Annotated in this window: 17 protein-coding genes and 1 riboswitch; of the genes, 8 read left to right on the plus strand and 9 right to left on the minus strand. The window is 45.2% G+C overall.

Annotated elements, in window-relative coordinates; all coding sequences use genetic code 11:
* Positions 1-20 precede the first annotated feature (20 nt).
* Entirely contained in the window at positions 21-1901 is a 1881-nt protein-coding gene (locus C4S60_RS07210) for a propionyl-CoA synthetase (RefSeq protein WP_103879667.1), read from the plus strand.
* A 9-nt stretch (positions 1902-1910) separates the two neighbouring features.
* On the opposite strand, the gene C4S60_RS07215 is transcribed toward C4S60_RS07210, so the two are convergent.
* On the minus strand, positions 1911-2243 hold the full coding sequence (locus tag C4S60_RS07215) for a hypothetical protein (RefSeq protein WP_103879668.1): 333 nt from the start codon (positions 2241-2243) through the stop codon (positions 1911-1913).
* A 178-nt stretch (positions 2244-2421) separates the two neighbouring features.
* Here C4S60_RS07215 and C4S60_RS07220 point away from each other — a divergent pair, with 178 nt between their 5' ends.
* Positions 2422-2916: a GNAT family N-acetyltransferase gene (locus C4S60_RS07220; protein ID WP_103879669.1), complete on the plus strand. Its 495-nt coding sequence runs from the start codon at positions 2422-2424 to the stop codon at positions 2914-2916.
* A 13-nt stretch (positions 2917-2929) separates the two neighbouring features.
* A complete protein-coding gene (locus C4S60_RS07225) occupies positions 2930-4459 on the plus strand; it encodes a bifunctional NUDIX hydrolase/phosphatase PAP2 family protein (RefSeq protein WP_160111342.1) in 1530 nt (509 codons plus the stop codon).
* Between the two features lie 241 nt (positions 4460-4700).
* Here C4S60_RS07225 and C4S60_RS07230 read toward each other — a convergent pair whose 3' ends face one another.
* Entirely contained in the window at positions 4701-6068 is a 1368-nt protein-coding gene (locus tag C4S60_RS07230; RefSeq protein WP_103879671.1) for an alanine/glycine:cation symporter family protein, read from the minus strand.
* A gap of 140 nt (positions 6069-6208) precedes the next feature.
* Positions 6209-6308: riboswitch (glycine riboswitch) on the minus strand.
* Between the two features lie 414 nt (positions 6309-6722).
* On the opposite strand from C4S60_RS07230, the gene C4S60_RS23635 reads away from it, so the two are divergent.
* The 4 genes from C4S60_RS23635 to C4S60_RS07245 all read left to right on the plus strand — a co-directional run bounded on the left by C4S60_RS23635 (position 6723) and on the right by C4S60_RS07245 (position 9313).
* Complete coding sequence (locus tag C4S60_RS23635; protein ID WP_167390960.1) at positions 6723-6881, plus strand: hypothetical protein; 159 nt, start codon at positions 6723-6725, stop codon at positions 6879-6881.
* A 33-nt stretch (positions 6882-6914) separates the two neighbouring features.
* On the plus strand, positions 6915-7658 hold the full coding sequence (locus tag C4S60_RS07235) for a chromosome partitioning protein ParA (protein ID WP_103879672.1): 744 nt from the start codon (positions 6915-6917) through the stop codon (positions 7656-7658).
* Between the two features lie 188 nt (positions 7659-7846).
* A complete protein-coding gene (locus C4S60_RS07240; protein ID WP_160111343.1) occupies positions 7847-8236 on the plus strand; it encodes a DUF4156 domain-containing protein in 390 nt (129 codons plus the stop codon).
* Positions 8237-8452: 216 nt separating this feature from the next.
* Positions 8453-9313 (plus strand): DNA ligase, encoded by an 861-nt coding sequence (locus C4S60_RS07245; RefSeq protein WP_103879758.1) that lies wholly within the window; start codon positions 8453-8455, stop codon positions 9311-9313.
* A gap of 29 nt (positions 9314-9342) precedes the next feature.
* On the opposite strand, the gene C4S60_RS07250 is transcribed toward C4S60_RS07245, so the two are convergent.
* Together C4S60_RS07250 and C4S60_RS07255 are read right to left on the minus strand one after the other, a co-directional pair.
* Positions 9343-10407 (minus strand): DUF3080 family protein, encoded by a 1065-nt coding sequence (locus C4S60_RS07250; protein WP_160111344.1) that lies wholly within the window; start codon positions 10405-10407, stop codon positions 9343-9345.
* Between the two features lie 83 nt (positions 10408-10490).
* Entirely contained in the window at positions 10491-11861 is a 1371-nt protein-coding gene (locus C4S60_RS07255) for an MATE family efflux transporter (RefSeq protein ID WP_103879675.1), read from the minus strand.
* Positions 11862-12045: 184 nt separating this feature from the next.
* Between C4S60_RS07255 and C4S60_RS07260 the strand changes: the two genes are divergently transcribed.
* Complete coding sequence (locus C4S60_RS07260; protein ID WP_103879676.1) at positions 12046-12402, plus strand: VOC family protein; 357 nt, start codon at positions 12046-12048, stop codon at positions 12400-12402.
* Between the two features lie 65 nt (positions 12403-12467).
* On the opposite strand, the gene purT is transcribed toward C4S60_RS07260, so the two are convergent.
* From purT to sbcB, 5 genes are all read right to left on the minus strand, one after another.
* Positions 12468-13643, minus strand: a complete 1176-nt coding sequence (gene purT / locus C4S60_RS07265) for a formate-dependent phosphoribosylglycinamide formyltransferase (RefSeq protein ID WP_103879677.1) — start codon at positions 13641-13643, stop codon at positions 12468-12470.
* A 160-nt stretch (positions 13644-13803) separates the two neighbouring features.
* Complete coding sequence (gene cdd, locus C4S60_RS07270) at positions 13804-14691, minus strand: cytidine deaminase (protein ID WP_103879678.1); 888 nt, start codon at positions 14689-14691, stop codon at positions 13804-13806.
* 180 nt (positions 14692-14871) lie between these two features.
* Positions 14872-15558 carry a CidB/LrgB family autolysis modulator gene (locus C4S60_RS07275; protein WP_103879679.1) on the minus strand — a complete coding sequence of 229 codons (687 nt, stop codon included), beginning with the start codon at positions 15556-15558 and terminating at the stop codon, positions 14872-14874.
* A gap of 1 nt (position 15559) precedes the next feature.
* Positions 15560-15925, minus strand: a complete 366-nt coding sequence (locus C4S60_RS07280) for a CidA/LrgA family protein (RefSeq protein ID WP_103879680.1) — start codon at positions 15923-15925, stop codon at positions 15560-15562.
* A gap of 96 nt (positions 15926-16021) precedes the next feature.
* Positions 16022-17443, minus strand: coding sequence for an exodeoxyribonuclease I (sbcB, locus tag C4S60_RS07285; RefSeq protein ID WP_103879681.1), 1422 nt, complete (start codon positions 17441-17443; stop codon positions 16022-16024).
* Positions 17444-17547 lie beyond the last annotated feature (104 nt).

Genomic DNA, 17547 nt, shown 5'->3' on the forward strand with positions numbered 1-17547 from the left:
GACATATTGGAGGATACATTATGTCTGAATATCAGAAGCAATATCAGTGGGCGGAACAGCAGCCAGAAGCCTTTTGGCAGGAACAGTCAAAACAGATTGACTGGTTCGAGGCTCCAAAGACAATTCTTGAGAAGGATGAGAATGGCATTGAGCGTTGGTTCCCCGATGGTGTGATGAACACAGCATGGCTTGCTCTGGATTACCATTGTGAGCAAGGTCGCGGGGATAATACGGCACTGATCTATGACTCTCCGGTGACTGGGATCAAGCAAACCTATAGTTATGTAGAGTTAAGAGACCGGGTAGCAAAAATAGCGGGAATGCTAGCCAAGCAGGGAGTGACGAAAGGCGATCGCGTTGTTATCTACATGCCCATGATTCCTGAAGCGGCGATGGCTATGTTGGCGTGTGCACGACTGGGGGCAATTCATTCGGTGGTGTTTGGTGGCTTTGCGCCTAACGAACTTGCGGTGCGTATCGAAGATGCCGAGCCGAAAGTGATCATGACCGCCTCCTGCGGTATCGAAATTAACAAAGTGCTGCCGTATAAACCTCTGGTTGATAAAGCAATTATGGATAGCCGCTGGAAGCCTGAAAAGGTGTTTGTGCTTCAGCGACCACAGTGTGAAGCCGAACTGAGTCAGAAGCGGGATCTCAATTGGGCCGAGGAATATCAAAATTCTCTTCCACACGGCTGTGTTCCAGTACTGGCTACTGATCCTCTGTATATTCTTTATACATCAGGCACTACAGGCAAGCCCAAAGGAGTGGTGCGTGATAACGGTGGGCATGCAGTTGCCATGAAGTATTCTATGAAGGCCGTCTATGACATGCCTACCGATGGCGTATTTTGGGCGGCATCTGATGTAGGTTGGGTGGTGGGGCACTCATACATTGTTTATGCCCCGTTGATACATGGCTGTACCTCGATATTGTTTGAGGGAAAACCAGTGAGAACACCTGACCCTGGCGCGTTTTGGCGTGTGTGCGAGGAATACAAGGTTCGTGTTTTATTCTCAGCACCGACCGCATTCAGAGCCATCAAGAAAGAAGATCCTGATGCTGTTGAGCTGAAGAAATACAACCTTGATAGCCTGAAAAGCATTTTTATGGCAGGGGAGCGTCTTGATCCACCAACTCTGGAATGGGTAGAAAGCCATGCTGAAAAGCCTGTGATTGATCACTGGTGGCAGACAGAGACGGGCTGGGCTATCTCATCTAATCCCGTCGGTATTGAGCCAATGCCAGTGAAAGCGGGCTCTTCAACAAAACCCAGCCCAGGCTTCAAAGTGGAAATATTGAATGAACTGGGTGAACCAGTGGGAGCGAATCAACAAGGTTTTGTGTCTCTTAAGCGGCCATTACCACCAAGTTGTCTCACCACCGTATGGCGTAACCACGACCGATATGAATCTGGCTATTTGAGCCAGTTTGAGGGCTACTATGTCTCAGGCGATGGTGGATATCTGGATGAAGATGGTTATCTATTTATCATGGGTCGAGTGGACGATGTAATCAACGTTGCGGGTCACAGGCTTTCGACCGGTGAAATGGAGGAAATTGTAGGTGGTCATCCGGCCATTGCCGAGTGCGCTGTGGTTGGCGTTCATGATGATTTGAAAGGGCAGTTGCCATTGGGACTGGTTGTACTCAAAGATGGTGTTAAAGTCGATAGTGACCAGTTAGAAACAGAACTCGTCGGCAAAGTACGTCAGGAGATAGGAGCCGTGGCATGCTTCAAACATGCTTTGGTTGTTGAAAGACTCCCTAAAACCCGATCGGGAAAAATATTGCGCCGTGTTATTCGTCAAATAGCCGATGGTAAAACCTATACAGTTCCATCGACTATTGATGATCCAACGAGCTTATCTGAAATCGAGAAGGTCTTGCATACCAACTAAAGGATTATTTTAATTGTCAAAAGGAACCGAGCTCATTTGCCACATTCGTAGCACATGGTTTGGTTCCTCACAGCGACCAAATAATATTTGGTATTTGGGAATAAACGGCTCACCAATATAGGTTGTTCGACTGAACTTGGTTGTTTTCAAGTCGACTTGTGTGACGACACGACCCTTAAAATTCTGAAAGATGACGAACTGTTCACTTTGATAGACCAGTTGCTCGTGGTAATACCAAAAGTGGTCTTTCGTTGCATCGAGCGTGCATTTGAGTGGTAAAGATGCGTAAGAGAGAGGTACCAAAAACAATAATGTAATGATCGCCAGCACGAGTGCTTTCATAGACCAGTCCCCATAAGTTTCCTTTTAGTATAGACAGGTTGGATGTATCACAATGGCCTAACAGCGATATCAATAACCATTCCTTAGTTTTTTTTATTTGCACATGCCTGACAAAACCCTCACACTAGGCGTACATTTGTAAACCTTTTGCTGTTTTAGTAACAAATTACTCTGCTATATGATTGATTTAAAATTTAAAGTTCGGTCTGCAACGTCCGGCGATCTGGAAACGCTGAATGATTTAATGTACGAACTGCATGACCACCATCAACAAGCAGTACCAGAAGATTTTAAAACTGCGGCAGAAATTCAGCAGGAAAAGAGCATATCGCGCTATTTGGACTCTCCAGATTGCATCGTATTAGTTGCGGAAAGTAAAGGTAAAGGGATATCTGAACAGATACTCGGATTTGTCACTGCTCAGTTTTGTGAACTGATTTCTCCGATAAGTCAGTCGTGTTTGATTGGCAATATTGATGAACTGTTTGTTGAACCAGATTGTCGAAATTCAGGTATAGCCAGTGCTCTACTTAAAGAAGCACAGGTTCGCCTGAAAGAACTTGGTGCTGTGCAGTTGATGGTCGAAGTCTGGGACTTTAATCAACCTGCTCTCGGTTTATACAAAAATGAGGGGTTTGTTCCTCATATTCATTGTCTTAGAAAAAAAATCTAAATTAGGTACGTTTGTGACTCAAATTTTGAGCCATTTTGTTTGTGCGCTTTTGCTTGCGTTTTTATCAATATATCAGAGTGCAGCGTCTGCCAATGAGATTGGCTCTGCTGACACACGATCAGTCAGTTCGACCGACTTCAGTGTTAAGCCGGTGCACAATTCACAACAATTTGATGACAGGCCTCTTGAGCCCTCAATCAAGGGGTCGCTTTGTCTCGTTCGTTCTGACGATAGATTGTTATTGGTGGATGAAATTCTCACCGGAAAACTGTCATTGCCTGGCGGGACGATAGAAAATAACGAAAACCCCCGACTGACAGCGCAACGAGAAACCTGGGAAGAAGCCGGGTTGGTTGTGAATGTTGGCCGCGAGGTCGGCCGGACCGAGCATGCTGTCTTTTATGAGTGTCAGGTAGAGTCTGACATTATTGCTTACAGTGAATCCAATTTCGGCCGTGGTGTCGAGTTACCAATCTATTTTGCACCCCATTTTGGGGTTGAAATCCGCAGTGCTTATTTGCTTGCACCCAAATCGGTTATCCCCAGAGAGTATCGCTATCCCAAGCAATGGCCGTTGGTTAAGCAGATGTACGCTATGTTGGATAACCAACCTGTCAACTACGTCGAAAACTTAATCGAGTCTGCCCCAGGCATACATCAGATTGAACTCTTCTGGCTGGCAAGTACTCAACAAGCATTGATTGAAGGTCCTGCGTGGATACAGGAACTGGTTTTGCTAGGTGGCAATCTGGTATACCTGTTGGTTCAGCCTTTGTTGTTGATTGCTTTTTTACCCCTGTTTATATGGCTATGGGGGAGGCATTTTATGGCGCAGTTGATGTTTGCAGTGGCTGCTACCTCGCTATTCATTCTTGTGGCAAAGCAGGGTTTCGGATTTCCGGTTCCGCACGCTTATCTACCGACGATTAACTATAGTGAACGTTCAGGTTTCAGTTTTCCTGATTTGATGATGGCAAACTGGATTTGCATTTCAACCATTGTCGTCAGCCAGATTAATGCCCGGCATATCGCTAAATTTTCCATATTTGCATTCTTGGTCACAGTGTTACTTGCGTTCTACCAGTTTATGAGCGGCGGTGCATTCCTATCCGATATGTTTGTCGGAGCAATCATTGGGGCATCGGTAGCGTGGCACTTTATACGTCATCACTTCAGCCTGACTGTCAGCGAGGACTATACTTTTACGCAGACTAAAGTATGGGTCGTGCTGACTGGCATTGCCGCCCTCATCACTTACATTTGGCAGTATCCGTGTTTTTTAAGTTGGTTAGCTTTGTGCCTGGGGATGTTGCTCTTCTCTGTGGCAAGCAGTTACTGTCCGCCTCGGTCTAGGATGTGCTTAAAAGAATTGTTAACGTCGCTGTTGCTTATACTAGTTACGCTATTTGGTTATTTCTATTTGGAACAAACGATATCTTACAGTGGATTGGGGACGTTAATACTCAAAACCTTAGTCATACCACTTATGATTGCCATTCCCGCCGTAGTGATGGTTATTTTTCGTCGAACTATACTCAAGTAAACTCGCCCTATGGGAGCTCATCAAGGTGCCCATTTCTGCGCCAAATAGTTTCGAAAGGGAATACCATTCCTTCAACTATTTTCCTTGAACTGAACACCTTGATGAAGCTCTGAGTCCTGCATCTTGAGATCACTTGAGTATAAGTCTCATTAATAAAAAAAGGTCTGAATAATCAGACCTTTTACGTTGTTGTTTGTATGCGGTTAATTGAGCCTGATGTCAGGGGTTAACCTAAATATACTTATGCGGTCACCGCGCTGTTTTTTTGCGCAGACATGGCAGCAAAGTACAGACGGGTCTCTTCGATAACCACTCGTCTTAATAGAATCAGGCCAATCAAATTCGGTACCGCCATGAGACCATTTACGATATCCGCGATTATCCAAATCATATCCAGATGAAGGAAGGCACCAGAGGCGACTAAACCGACAAAGATAATTTTATAAGGCAGGACTGCTTTGGTACCCATCAGGAAAACAACACAACGTTCACCATAGTAGTTCCAGCCCAGAATGGTAGTGAAAGCGAAGAAAATAAGACCGATAGAGACAAGCAAAGGCCCTACTGTGTCAGCGTTAAGACCAACAGCAAACGCATGTGTGGTCATCGCCGCACCGGCAAAGTCGCTTTGCCAGGCACCAGTAAGGATCAGTGCCAGACCTGTCATGGTGCAGATAATAATGGTGTCAATAAATGTACCCGTCATGGAGATAAGCCCCTGACGCACACAACTGTCGGTCTTTGCTGCGGCCGCCGCCATGGGAGCACTTCCCAAGCCACTTTCGTTTGAAAAGACACCACGAGCGATACCTGACTGGATGGCGAGCATAATGCTGGCACCAACGAAACCACCGGTCGCAGCGGTGCTTGTAAATGCAGAAACTACAACGAGTTCGATTGCCGCTAGTAACTGGTCTGCATTCATAATAATGACGCTTAAACAGGCCAAGACATAGAATACCGCCATGGTTGGAACCACTTTACCAGCAACGTTTGCAATAGATTTGATGCCGCCCAGCGTGACAAATGCGACCAAAAGAGTCAGCACTGATGCGGATATTTCTCTGGAAATACCAAATGAAATCTCGCTGGCGTCAAGGATTGCGTTGACTTGTGGGAAGGTGCCGATACCAAAACATGCAACACCAAGAGCAAATACCGCAAACATAACTGCGAGAAACTTGGACCCAACACCATCTAACAGATAGTACATCGGGCCACCAAGCATCTGACCATTGGCGTCTGTTTTTCGGTACTTTACAGCCAGTAAGCATTCGGCGTACTTAGTTGCCATGCCAAACAGTGCTGCCAACCACATCCAGAAAAGGGCACCGGGGCCACCCAACTTGATTGCGGTCGCAACACCAACAATGTTGCCTGTACCAATGGTTGCGGAAAGAGCTGTACACAAAGCGGCAAAACTGGACACATCACCGTTGCCAGATTTGTCTCTAGAAAATACCAACTTCAGTGCGGTTGGTAAGTGGCGGAACTGCAGTAGTCCGAGCTTGAATGTAAAATAAACACCTGTACCGACAAGCAAAATGAGCAGTGGTGGTCCCCACACAAAAGAGTCGATGGCTTGCAGTAAAGATTGAAGGTCGTTCATGGTTTCCCCTTAATAAAACAAAACTTAAGGAGAAGAGAGAAAGGGCAGTAATAATTTGGTATACAACCAAAATGATCACTACTCGATATTGTACCAGGGCGACAAATTGTCACCGACTAAATATGAGTTATTGCGTTGCTTTTCTCTCCTCTGTCCTTTTGCCTGAGAGTTTCACTCATCATTTGAAATGAGCTTGCTCCTTCGGCGACCGATTTAACGGTTCTCTCCAGAGGTTCCTCCAACTACAGTCCTCGCTTTGTCTCTATCAAAAAGATAAAGTCTGATTTCTCAGAATAAAGCACCTGAAAGATTTACTTCTTCGGCGGGTAATGCTAACCATATGTTAATATATGGTTAATAACCACTCTCCTGCAGTCTTCAACGGAACAAATATCTAATGTATAGATAATCTGTGACCGCAATCCTATCGTAATTAAAAACTAATGTCATGAATAATTTTACAATTTATCTGTCGACGCAAGCGCCTTGAAAAGTTCCCTCAGGTATAATTGAACATGTTTCTGACTTTTCGCATGGTGTTGTGCGTTAAAGTGATGAGTAGTAAAGTTAACTCTCTGGAAACTGGCAACTTTATGCCCATGTCACCTGCATCTTGAGGTTGTTTTGGGATAGTCACATGCAAGGGAGAGGAATATGACTCGATTAATTGCTATTGCGTTCCTGGTCGCTCTGGCGTTTTTTCTGTTCCGGTATCGAACCAATGAAAAAGTTCAGAAAGGTGTGGTCATAGCGGTAGTCTCAGCTTTCATAATCTATACAGTGACCCTAGTGGTCACAGAACTACTCCGGTAGGCATAATTACAAGGCTCTCTATAAGAGGTTAGAGTGGAAAATAAACCTGAACATCAGCAAGCAGAGAATGACGATGTTGTTGTCATTGAGCAGAAAGACAAGCGCGCACGTTTGTATGTAGGTATCGCGGCGGTATTGGGATTGGCTGCTGGCGGATTGATAGGTGCTGCTATCACACAAAATGACTGGCAACAACGTTACGATGATTTGGATACACGTTATCAACAGGTACGATCGCAGACAATGCAGCAAGAAGAAACGCTTAGCGCGCAACTTGCCCAAGCCGAATCCGAATCACAGTTGAAGTTGCGTAAAGCGGTGGAAGATAAGGTCGCTGAGCATCAAACGCAGGTGGATTCTCTGAATGATACCATCGCTAAGTTAGAGCAAGAAGTGACAACTCTTCGAGGTGAGATTACAACGCAAAAGCAGCAGATCGTAAAACAAGAGAAGAAAAATACTCAGTTGGTACGACAAACCGATATCCAAAGCTCAATGTTTGAGCAATCACAAGAGCTGTTCAAGCGAGAAGCGGAACTCAAAGCTGAAGTGGCCAAGTTGGAACAAGAAAAATCAAAGATTACGCCTGACCTAGAGCGTTTGAGAAAAGATTGTGACTTGTTTTTAGCTGGGACGTCATGGGATGCGAAATCAGATTCCTGTGATCGATATGATGCCAGTACGTCTAGAATCAGTCAGATAGAGCAGATGCTAAAAGTTCACAATATGGACCTCAACCATATTGCTTCTCTCAAGCAGGAGCTCGGTATTCAATAATCAAACTCGTGCAAATACGAAAAGGGGGAGAAGTTTCTCCCTTTTTTTATTTGTTCAAATAATGTTCAGCTCCAAGGTTCGGTGTGACGTTAATCTGTGACGTTGTCTGATTAGTAAGTGTTTAGTCTTTGGTTAAAAATATCAGCCTAACTTTTCCAGTTGTAATCAAAATGGCTAAGAGGCAAAACATGAAAAAGACATTAACCTTTATTATTGCACTAAACCTTTTAGGTTGCTCTGCGGTGGCAATTAATGAAGAGGCTAAACTAGTAAGAATTATGGATATGGAACCTGCTGAATGTGTATTCTTAGGTGAAGTCGATGGGTCGCAGGGAAACTGGTTTACCGCAGATATGACCAGAGACCGAAATATCTTGGTCGGCGCAAGAAATAAGATAAGAAATAAGGCACATGCATTGGGGGCGAATGTCGTTGTCATTAAAAAGAGTGTCGATAATAGCAATGAAGGATTACATGTCTTTAGTGATAAAGACGGGTTGAGTCTGACGAGTAGCAAAGGAACCTACAGCAGTACGCTCATCGGTGAAGCATTCTACTGCGAATCGACAAAGTTATAATGATATTTTCAAATAAAACCAGAGAGGGGGAACTGGTTGCCCTAGTAAGAGAAAAGCAATAAACATCTCGATCGATTTCAAATTAAAATGCAATTGATAATATTCAAGTTGGCTGTGCCCATTATATTGATCGTAATTACTCCATACCTATGATTACGTTATTGTTAAGTCGTATTAAAATCCTCAAAAATAAAGATTATTTGAGGGTTAATGTTGATGAAATACCGAGTAAGTGCTTCAGGCATTGCCTACGTTTCATTATTTTCTGCGGTCAGTGTAGCTGAAGGGGTTAAGTTTGTTGAGCAAAAACCCCAAGTGGTCAACGCGATCGACTACCAACAAAGTCTAAACCTGGCGGAATACTACGTCAGTGAAAAGCTCGATGGAATAAGAGCGGTTTGGACTGGCGCAGAACTTGTAACCAGAAGTGGCCGGGTAATCAATGCGCCACGCTGGTTTACCGCACCTTTACCCGACGTGATGATAGAAGGTGAGTTGTGGGCAGGGAGAAACCAGTTCTCTTTAGTTCAGAAAACGGTACTCGATAGAATACCAGATGAAAAGTCGTGGAAGGGCATAACGTTTATGCTCTTTGATGTGCCGGGGCACTTGGGGACATTTGAAAAACGCTATGAATTTCTCAGGTCTTATTGCGATAGCAATGGAATGACTCATATCCGCTGCGTTGAACAAAAGACCGTTTCCTCACACAGTGAATTGCAGCAATACTTACAGCAGCTTACCAGTCGTCACGCTGAGGGCCTGATGTTGAAATTACGTCATGAGGTTTACCATCCGGGAAGGAACCGCTCGCTGGTTAAAATGAAAGCAGTACAGGATATGGATGGGGTGGTCGTTGGCTACAGGCAAGGCCAGGGCAAATACCAAGGGCAGTTGGGTTCTTTGCTTATAGAGCTGGATGACGGTGTGCGCTTTTATTTAGGATCGGGTTTGAGTGACTCAGAACGTGCAAATCCGCCTAAAGTCGGTGAAGTTGTTACGTTTAAACACAATGGATGGACGGTGAACGGTATCCCCCGTTTTGCACGATTTTATCGAATTCGGGAGGTAGAATGAGAGCGGGTGCTCAGTCGGAAGATATGAGTTCATTCGGTGCGAATGGCATGAAGGGTCTTACCACAACGCTTAAATAACGATTGCCAATAGTTGACGTGCTGTTTGATTGCCAATGAGAACTCGTCGTGAATCAGGTGAATATCATAGCGGTCAGTTTGCGAGCGTGCCTGCTGTTCCAGTACAGTAGAAATAAATGCAGTATGTTGGGCGATGGTGTGATACTCAGAATCCAAATACGACAGATAGGGTTGAATGTTGGCAGCAAAAACGTTGTTAAACACATTAATCAAATAGTTAAATTTGGTTTTATCACGGTTTTTTCCACAGACAATGTTTGCGTCATAACGTATGAGTTGCTCCGTTGTCACGTTCAGCCAATCGGAGCTGTTTTTGAGTGAAAATGCCAGACGACCAACGAAGTTGTTTTTTTCTAGTACTTCCTGATAGGGCGTAATGAGAGGGGGAGGCGTAAGTGTTCCTTGTTTCGAGGAGGCTTCTAAGATGTACCGGGCCGTCTCATTAAGAACTTCAAATGATGATTTTACCTGTACTGCCATACTTGCTTTGCTTCTTTCCAACCACCGGTGACCACTTAACTGAGCACGCATTGCATCACTGGTTAATACAAGATTACTGAAGTAGTCGTTGAGGTAACGGTATTTGGTATCCAAGATGACCTGTAGATCGTTCTTTAATTGCTCCTCAAGCAAATTTGAAGTGAGGCATTGCTCAAGCCCATCGATCAACTGAGTTTGATAATCGAAATTTCGGAACTGATCCTGTACTTTACCGAGCACGGAATTACGCTCAGCAATCAGGCCAAATAAGCCGCACTTCCTCAACTGGTAACTATCAACTAACCCCAATGTTGTTCGTGGAATCTCTTTGTGAAGATCTCGTTTGTCGGGAAGCTCAATAACACGTATAACAGGGGCGGCGACAGGAACGCTGCCCTGTACTGACACAATTCTTTGCTGATAGTCTTCAAAATGATGGGATACGTCACCACTTTGAAAGCAGCCTGCCAGAAGAAACGCCAGTGTGAGGACCTTTAGCCAATATGATGCAAGCGAAAGAGTTATCTGGTTTGACACATTTACACCGTCAACGGGGACTATATCTTTATAGTAGTACGTCAGACGATGCAATAGCGCCTACTTTGTGCGTTGACCGCAGTCTACCTGCTGGCAAACTCCAACTGTAATGCCTCATTTTGTTTGTGCATCCAGATCAAGCGAAAAGCTAACAGAACAGCGGCGCTGGAAAGTCCGGCGATGAAGCCCAGCCAGAAACCGACAATGCCCATCCTCTCTACCAGTAAATCGGTCATACCGAGTACGTAACCCAGCGGTAAGCCGATGATCCAATAGGCGACAAAGGTACGATTAAAGATGGCCTTCATGTCCTTGTAACCTCTCAATGCTCCCGCAGCGACAACCTGAATCGCGTCGGTACATTGGTATATTGCAGCAAAGACCAGCAGATGCATCGCGAGCACCACTACTTCGGGGTTATCGGTGTAGAGGTGAACGATCTGTTGTTTAAATAATACAGTGCAGGCAGCGGTAAATATTGCTGTTGCTAAGCCGACGGCTAGTCCAACACGACAGGCAATAACCGCTCCCTCTGTATCTGTTTCACCCAACTTATGTCCAACTCGAATGCTTACTGCAGCGCCAATACTCATTGGAATCATAAACACCAAAGAAGAGAAATTCATCGCCACCTGATGAGAGGCTACCACCAGCGAGCCAAGTGGCGCGACAATCAAAGAGACGACGGCAAACAACGTGACTTCGAAAAACATTGCTGCAGCGACAGGAAATCCCAGGTTGAACAGACGTTTTAGTGCTCTCAGCTCAGGTGGATGCCAATGTTTGAACAACTCAATGTGCTGAAGTCTGGGGGTAGTTGTCGCGTAAAAAAGCATCATCAGGAACATCAGCCAATAAACGATCGTTGTCGCTACGCCACAGCCAACGCCTCCGAGAGCAGGCGCTCCGAACTTGCCATATACAAAAATCCAGTTAAGTGGAATATTGATGATGAGCCCAATAAAGCCGATGACCATGGCCGGTTTGGTAAGAGACATTCCATCGGTATAGCTGCGAAGTGTTTGAAATAGTAGAAAGGCAGGAACCGCAAAAATGACCGCATAGATATAACCAACGGTTTTGTCTGCCATTACAGTTTCGACATCCATGAGCGCTAGTATAGTTTCTATCTGTAATAGCACCAGAATGATAGGCCCACTGATGATAAGTGCCATCACTATGCCTTGGTGGATTTCAAATGGAATTTGTCGTTGTTTCCCTGCGCCATTGAGTTGTGCTATCACAGGAACGAGAGCCATTAACAACCCAATACCGAATAGAATCGATGGCAGCCAAACGCTAGCGGCAATAGAAACCGCTGCCATATCAATGGCGCTCACACCGCCTGCCATTATGGTGTCAACAAACCCCATACCTGTTTGGGCTATGGAGGCTATCAAAACAGGAGAGGCGAGTTTGAGAAGGTTTTTGGCTTCTGTCTGGTAACGTTGCACAAATGATTCCGTTCGGTGGATTGATTTGATGAATAATAATGAATATTTACATTGACCACCATGATTTATTGTCTGTACGGTCAATCATCCGCCAGAATTCTGCAAATCAACGATACCTCACAGCAGGTCAGCTAAACCATTATTAAGATATATGACAGAAAGATGGAATACATAAGGAAACGATATGTCGAAGCATGGAAAACTGGATTACGTGGAATTTGCTGCAAGCGACCTCAATTTAACAAAGCGATTTTTTCATCAAGCATTTGAATGGCACTTTCAAGACTATGGCCCCGAGTATACGGCATTTTCGAATGAGGGCCTCAATGGGGGCTTCTATCAGGCAAACCTCTGTTCAAAATCTAGCCAGGGAGGGGCGTTGCTGGTGTTCTATAGTGATGATATTGAAGCTACCTATCAAAAGATAGTTAATTGTGGCGGTGAAATTGTACGAGAGATCTTTGATTTTCCGGGTGGTTGCCGCTTTCATTTTACCGAACCGAGCGGCAATGAATTTGCAGTGTGGTCTGAGACACGATAGTGACTGAAAAGGCTCTGAAGTATCATTCAGAGCCCTTGCTATCTGTATTGCACTGAACGTGAAATTTAGTAAATCACTTTCACTTTTTTTGCACAATTTACGGCATCGTCAATGGCGGTTTCGACTGACTTACGTTTGGTTAGTACCACGCCTAAACGTCGGCGCCCATCAATGTCGGGCTTACCAAATAAACGAAGTTGTGTCTGTGGCAAACACAGTGCATCGTCCAGACCCTCGAAACGGATATTGTTGGACGTACCCTGTCCAAGTATGACGGCTGATGCGGCTGGACCATTCTGAGTAATGCCATTAATAGGCAGTCCGGTAAACGCTCGTACGTGTAACGCAAATTCTGACATCTCTTGCGAAATAAGAGTGACCAGTCCGGTATCATGCGGGCGAGGGGAGACCTCATTGAAAATGACTTTGTCACCTTTAACAAAGAGTTCTACGCCGAAAATACCATAGCCGCCAAGTGCATTGACGACTTGCTCTGCGGTATATTCTGCGGCTTTGAGCGCATTTGCTGACATGGCTTGTGGTTGCCATGATTCACGATAATCTCCGTCTTCCTGACGATGACCTACCGGCGCACAAAAGTGCACGCCATCCACTGCTCTTACTGTAAGCAACGTAATTTCGTAATCGAAATCGATAAAACCTTCAACAATGACGCGCCCCGCACCCGTGCGGCCGCCTTCTTGAGCATAAGTCCAGGCACTGTCGATATCGGCTTCAGTCTTAATTACGCTTTGTCCTTTGCCAGATGAGCTCATCACCGGTTTTACAACGCACGGTACACCAACCTGAGCGACCGCTGCTTTAAAGTCATCATAGTTATCCGCAAACTGATATGGGGATGTATTCAACCCAAGCTCTTCAGCTGCGAGACGACGAATACCTTCACGGTTCATCGTTAGCTTGGTTGCATTGGCAGTGGGGACCACATTCAATCCTTTCTGCTCAAGTTCCACAAGCTTATCGGTAGCAATGGCTTCAATTTCAGGTACGACGTAGTCTGGTCTTTCTTTGCTGATGATTTGCTCTAAAGCTTCTCCATCTAACATATCAAGAACATAGCTACGGTGAGCCACTTGCATTGCTGGCGCATCAGCATAGCGATCACAAGCGATAACTTCTAATCCGAGTCGCTGACATTCAATGGCTACTTCTTTGCCCAGTTCACCAGAGCCTAACAGTAATACACGTGTAGCATTTTCACTAGTTGCTGTACCAAACATATAAAATCCTTGAACATTCATGAGGAAGAATTGCGGTGGATCATACTGGATTGGGACAGGAAAGCAATCGTTTGCGCGGTTTTTATTTGATGAAAAGGATTACGATATAGATACAGCCCAGCATCAAGGCAGGGCTGTATCTATATTGGGAATCAGGCTATTAAATGGAAACGTATTCTAGCTGTATATCAGGGTCAATGGCTTCAAGTGTGGCCTGAGTGTCGGCCAGATGGCTGATCTTTCCATTTGCGACTTCAGCAAGCGCGGCAAGCTGAATGTCCTCGAATCTCTGGCCGTCAAGTAGCAACTGAACAAAGGCAACTTGTAAAGGTGGCAGACTTGGGTTGAATGCAGCGTTTTCAGCATAGGCACCTTGATAGGTCTTCCCATTTTTCATTGCGATTGCAACGCCACTCAGATTTGACGTATAAGGAGCATGACTTCGGTTGAGGGCGGCCACGGCCTGTTGTACCAAGCTATCAGACTCTTCGGTTGACAGGTTATGCGCCTGAGGGCTCATCAAGCCTTCACTGATGCCCAGATCTTTTGGACCAAATGACTCAGGCAAATATTCTTGCAGTGTCATCGCGTCTCTTTGGGGCAACTGTACAATCAGCTCTTCTGCCGTTGTTAACTCATTCATGAACTGGCGACAGTGGCCGCAAGGGCTAAAGTTAATCGTAATGTCTTTCAGCCCGGTTTCGCCTTTCATCCAGGCGTGGCTGATTGCGGATTGTTCTGCATGAACCGTTTGACCGAGCTGCGCGCCCATGATTTCCATGTTAGCGCCAAAATAGAGTTTACCAGACGTGCCTCTTACGATGGCTCCAACATAAAATTCAGAGATGGGTGCGTATGAGTACGCCGCAGCAAATGGCAGCAATGCGACACGTAATTCATCATCTTCTAAGCCAGAGATTGTTCGCAGTTGTTCAAATTGCTGTTGAGACAAAGTAGCATCGAAGTGTGACGCGGTAATGATAGGTCTGAGAAAGTTAGCGATTGGCTCTGGCACTTCTGCTAGCGCTGAATCAAAACGATCTGTCATGCTGTGTCCTTTGAAATTGCGTTTGGTTTACCCACATTCTATGTAAGAAAAGGATATTTAATCGTGATGGGAGTCACATATAAATGTGCAATAAATGCAAATGATCAGCAATAAGAGTGATGTCACACATTTTAGTGCCGATTTGACTCAAAAACATAATCGGCACCAGGTAGTAATAGTTTAAGCAAGTAGATCGCCAAACCAAAGAGCAAAAGCAAAGACGGAAGGTGCAAGGATTGACGTAATCACCCCACACACTACGAGAGCAAGTGAACTGAAAGCGGCGTCTCTTGGGTCCTTCTCGGCGCAAGTCGCTGTACCGAGGGCGTGGGAAACTGTCCCCATGGTTAAACCTTTTGCAATCGGGTGGGTGATTCCAAGTAGATTGTAAATTGGGTAGGCAAGAATGGCGCCAAACAGTCCGACCAGGAGTACAAGAATGGCTGCAATAGCGGGTTCGCCTCCAAGATGGCTTGATACTTCCATAGCAATCGGAGTGGTAACCGATTTACCCAATAGGCTCGCAACTAGTTCCATATCTGCACCGAGCCACACAGCAATCATCGAAGCACTGAACATGGATGCAATACTTCCAACACCGCAAGCTAGCGCTATAATTCGCCAATTGGCCCGAATTTGGGGTATTTGCTCATACAGTGGGTAAGCAAGAGCAACGACTGCGGGTTGCAATAGATAACTGATCCATTCGTTGTCAGCGTAATAAGTCTCAAAAGGTACTTTAAGAAATGTGAGCAGTGGAATGAGTATCACAATGCTAATCAGCAACGGATTAAACAGAGGGTTTCTTGCTTTTAGTGCTATATAACGCGCCAGAAAAAATACAGCGACAGTGACCAACAACCACATGTTAGCTATCTCCTTTCTTTAGGAATCGATCCAAAAATAGCGCCAGAATTGTGAGCACGATAAGGGTTCCACCAATTGCGCTTGCCAAAATGGGCAGAGCGTTGGCTATCAACATGTCAAAATGATTCATAAGACCGACACTGATCGGTACAAACAGCAAAATCATGTAACGAATAAAGATATGCGCCCCCGGCTGAACCAGTTTTACAGGTAGAAGGCCACTAGCCATGGCGGAAAACAAAATGAGCATGCCAAAAATACTTCCGGGTACAGACACATCCAGTAGGTGTTGTATTGTGTTTCCGATAAAAAGTGCGGCAAAAATAATAGCAATTGACAATACAGTATGAAGCGCGGTCTTAATCATGGCTTCCTCTTTTTCTTGTTGGAAATACTCTCCTAAATATGCAGCCATACTAAGACGAAGGTTATATGGCTGCGATTCGGCTACGGGCAGGAGAAGTTAAGAAACGAGACGTTCCACGTAGCGATAAACGGATTTTAATATGGCGAGCTTTTTCTCGTCAGATTGATGTTCGTGAACTAAGTTTTCCATATTCAGCATGTAGTCTTCAATACGACTTTCGAAAAATTCTCGACAATGATTCGCCCACTTCTGTTGTTCTGTTTCATCAAGGGTCCACGGATAGTGCCTTGCACGGTATCTGAAAAGAAGGGGTTCAATGCGAGAATCACTAAAACTAATGTCTAACGCCGACAAGTTATTTGGGTCGGTTTCTCTAATGATGTCCATGGCACTTTTATCGGCCGGTGAGAAAAAACCGCTATAGAGCTGTGAATCCACATCAGTATCTTCTGGGTATTCCTTCTCAATACTGTATAAGCCGATCAACTTCTCACGAATTTCCGGGTGTTGTTTGATAACGGCTAAATTCTTAAGACATTGTTCGCGATCGATACCAATACTTGCAGCGTTGTCTGCAGTTAATGTTTTTGCTGGTGCCAGAATTGGACACTTGTTCAAGTGGATCAGCTTAAGCGGTACAGGGTTTTCGTTGTCCCCGAGATCTTCACGTTTGGTATAAAGTCGTTGATTTAGCTGCTCAACATCCAGATCCAACAAAGGTTGTGGGTCTTTTGCAAGATCGGCAACGATGACTGCGTTTTGATTGGTGGGATGCCATGCGATAGGTACCACCCAACTGGTATACTGGCAGTCTCGACCAAACATGCCTGATACATGCATTAGTGGTGTCATGTTAACGATATCAACCAGTTCATTAAGTTTGCGTTTTTGTCGCATCGAAAAGAAATAGTCGAACAATTTTGGTTGAGCTGATTTCACTTTTTTGGCGAGCTCAATGGTAGCAACCACATCTGCCATTGCATCGTGCGCGTTTTCATGTTCGATGCCATTGGCAACGGAAAGGTGTTCAAGCTTAAAGCTAGTGAATCCATCTTCGTTTTCTGGCCACTCGATACCATCCGGACGCAGGGCATGGCATGCTCTCATTACGTCCAGAAGATCCCAGCGAGAGTTCCCGTTTTGCCAACTCCACGCGTATGGGTCAATAAAATTACGGTAGCAGGTATAGCGGGTGACTTCGTCATCAAAGCGAATACTGTTATAGCCAAGGCTGGTGGTATTTGGCGTGGCAAGCTGCTCATGAATTTTTGCAATGAACTCAGGCTCTGTCAGGCCTTTTTCCTGGCAAAGCTGGGGCGTGATGCCCGTGATTAGCGCGGCCTCTGGAGACGGTAAGTAGTCAGATGGCGGCTGGCAATAAATAACCAGAGGTTCACCAATAATATTAAAGTCCGCATCGGTTCTCACTCCCGCAAATTGACATGGCCTGTCTTTAGCAGGGCTAACCCCCCATGTTTCGTAGTCGAAGAAGAAAAAAGTGGGTTGGTGTTGAGGCATGAGAATACGTTCCTTTCATCACAGACGAAGTGCTGTTGTAGACGACTTTTAAGCATGACTTATTAGACCATTGCTGACCAGACATAGCAATGTGCTTTAGGTCC

Origin of the sequence: Vibrio hangzhouensis (genome assembly GCF_900107935.1) — a bacterium.
Classification (GTDB): Bacteria; Pseudomonadota; Gammaproteobacteria; order Enterobacterales; family Vibrionaceae; genus Vibrio; species Vibrio hangzhouensis.

Excerpts from the sequence above, each read along its gene's own strand:
- C4S60_RS07220 (WP_103879669.1), top strand. The coding sequence starts at position 2,422 with ATGATTGATTTAAAATTTAAAGTTCGGTCTGCAACGTCCGGCGATCTG.
- C4S60_RS07275 (WP_103879679.1), bottom strand. The coding sequence starts at position 15,558 with ATGTGGTTGTTGGTCACTGTCGCTGTATTTTTTCTGGCGCGTTATATA.
- C4S60_RS07240 (WP_160111343.1), top strand. The coding sequence starts at position 7,847 with ATGAAAAAGACATTAACCTTTATTATTGCACTAAACCTTTTAGGTTGC.
- C4S60_RS07260 (WP_103879676.1), top strand. The coding sequence starts at position 12,046 with ATGTCGAAGCATGGAAAACTGGATTACGTGGAATTTGCTGCAAGCGAC.
- purT (WP_103879677.1), bottom strand. The coding sequence starts at position 13,643 with ATGTTTGGTACAGCAACTAGTGAAAATGCTACACGTGTATTACTGTTA.
- sbcB (WP_103879681.1), bottom strand. The coding sequence starts at position 17,443 with ATGCCTCAACACCAACCCACTTTTTTCTTCTTCGACTACGAAACATGG.
- C4S60_RS07210 (WP_103879667.1), top strand. The coding sequence starts at position 21 with ATGTCTGAATATCAGAAGCAATATCAGTGGGCGGAACAGCAGCCAGAA.
- C4S60_RS23635 (WP_167390960.1), top strand. The coding sequence starts at position 6,723 with ATGACTCGATTAATTGCTATTGCGTTCCTGGTCGCTCTGGCGTTTTTT.
- C4S60_RS07245 (WP_103879758.1), top strand. The coding sequence starts at position 8,453 with ATGAAATACCGAGTAAGTGCTTCAGGCATTGCCTACGTTTCATTATTT.
- C4S60_RS07215 (WP_103879668.1), bottom strand. The coding sequence starts at position 2,243 with ATGAAAGCACTCGTGCTGGCGATCATTACATTATTGTTTTTGGTACCT.
- C4S60_RS07230 (WP_103879671.1), bottom strand. The coding sequence starts at position 6,068 with ATGAACGACCTTCAATCTTTACTGCAAGCCATCGACTCTTTTGTGTGG.
- cdd (WP_103879678.1), bottom strand. The coding sequence starts at position 14,691 with ATGACAGATCGTTTTGATTCAGCGCTAGCAGAAGTGCCAGAGCCAATC.
- C4S60_RS07280 (WP_103879680.1), bottom strand. The coding sequence starts at position 15,925 with ATGATTAAGACCGCGCTTCATACTGTATTGTCAATTGCTATTATTTTT.